At 65.0% G+C, this 1,420-nt stretch carries 1 protein-coding gene; it reads left to right on the forward strand.

Annotated elements, in window-relative coordinates; genetic code table 11:
* The first annotated feature begins 75 nt into the window (after positions 1-75).
* Positions 76-1,407, forward strand: coding sequence for an IS630 family transposase (locus ACZ55U_RS39045; protein WP_465534398.1), 1,332 nt, complete (start codon positions 76-78; stop codon positions 1,405-1,407).
* The last annotated feature ends 13 nt before the right edge of the window (positions 1,408-1,420 follow it).

The following is a 1,420-nucleotide window of genomic DNA, read 5'->3' on the forward strand; positions in this document are numbered from 1 at the left end:
CACTAGTGTGATGCGTCAGAAGTTCCGAGGCTTAGTTGATACCTTCTTTTCATGGCGCATAGAGGTCCTGCCGCTGTGGAGATCGTGCTGTCTGAGGACGAGCGTGTGGAGCTCGCCCGCTTGGCCGGGCTGCCGGAACGTCGTCTGGCTGAACGGGCCCGGATCGTCCTGGCATGCGCTGACGGGATGTCGAACGCCGGCGCTGCTGAGGCTGTCAGCGTGGGCGTCAAGACGGTTCGCAAGTGGCGCGGGAAGTTTGCCACGGAACGCCTGGCCGGACTCAAGGATGAGGGCCCGATCGGTCGGCCGAAGTCCGAGCTGGTGCTCAGTGAGAGCGAACGAGCCCAACTGGAGCGCTGGGCAAGGCGGGCCAAGACGGCCCAGTACCTCGCCCTGCGGGCCAGGATCGTACTGCGGTGCGCCGAAGGCGTGACGAACAGGCAGGTAGCCGCAGAGCTGGGAGCGGACCAGTCCACGGTGGACCGCTGGCGGGCCCGCTTCGTAGCCGATCGCCTCGACGGCCTTCAGGACGAGCCGCGGCCCGGCCGGCCGCCCTCGATCCTGCTCGACCAGGTCGAGGACGTCATCGTCGCGACCCTGGAGTCCACGCCGGGCAAGGACACCCACTGGTCGCGGTCATCGATGGCCCAGCGCACCGGCCTGTCGAAGTCGACCATCGGCCGGATCTGGAAGAAGTTCGACCTCAAGCCGCATCTGCAGGACTCCTTCAAGCTCTCCACCGACCCGCAGTTCGTCGACAAGGTCGTCGACGTGGTCGGGCTCTACCACAATCCGCCCGAGCGGGCTGTGGTGCTCTGCGTCGACGAGAAGAGCCAGATCCAGGCCCTGGACCGGTCCCAGCCAGTGCTGCCGATGATGCCCGGCATGCCCGAGCGCCGCACCCACGACTACCTGCGGCACGGCATCACCAGCCTGTTCGCCGCCTTCAACATCGCCGACGGCACCGTCATCAGCGAACTCCACCGACGCCACCGCGCCATCGAGTTCAAGAAGTTCCTGGCCAAGATAGACAAAGCCGTACCCGACGACCTCGACGTGCACCTGGTCTGCGACAACTACGTCACCCACAAGACCCCCGAGGTCCAGCAGTGGCTCACCCGGCACCCCCGCTTCCACGTCCACTTCACGCCGACAGGCTCCTCCTGGATCAATCAGGTGGAGCGCTGGTTCGGCCTGCTGACCGACAAACTCATCCGCCGCGGTGTCCACACCTCCGTCCAGGCCCTTGAGAACGACATCCGCAACTGGATCGAGACGTGGAACGCGAACCCGCGACCCTTCACCTGGACCAAGACCGCCGACGAGATCCTGAACTCCCTCGCCGACTATCTCGCCAGGATCACCCCCGACAGGAAAACCGAACTGACTAAGCCTCAAAACTTCTGACGCATCACACTAG

It is taken from the genome of Kitasatospora sp. NPDC034533 (assembly GCF_055575155.1).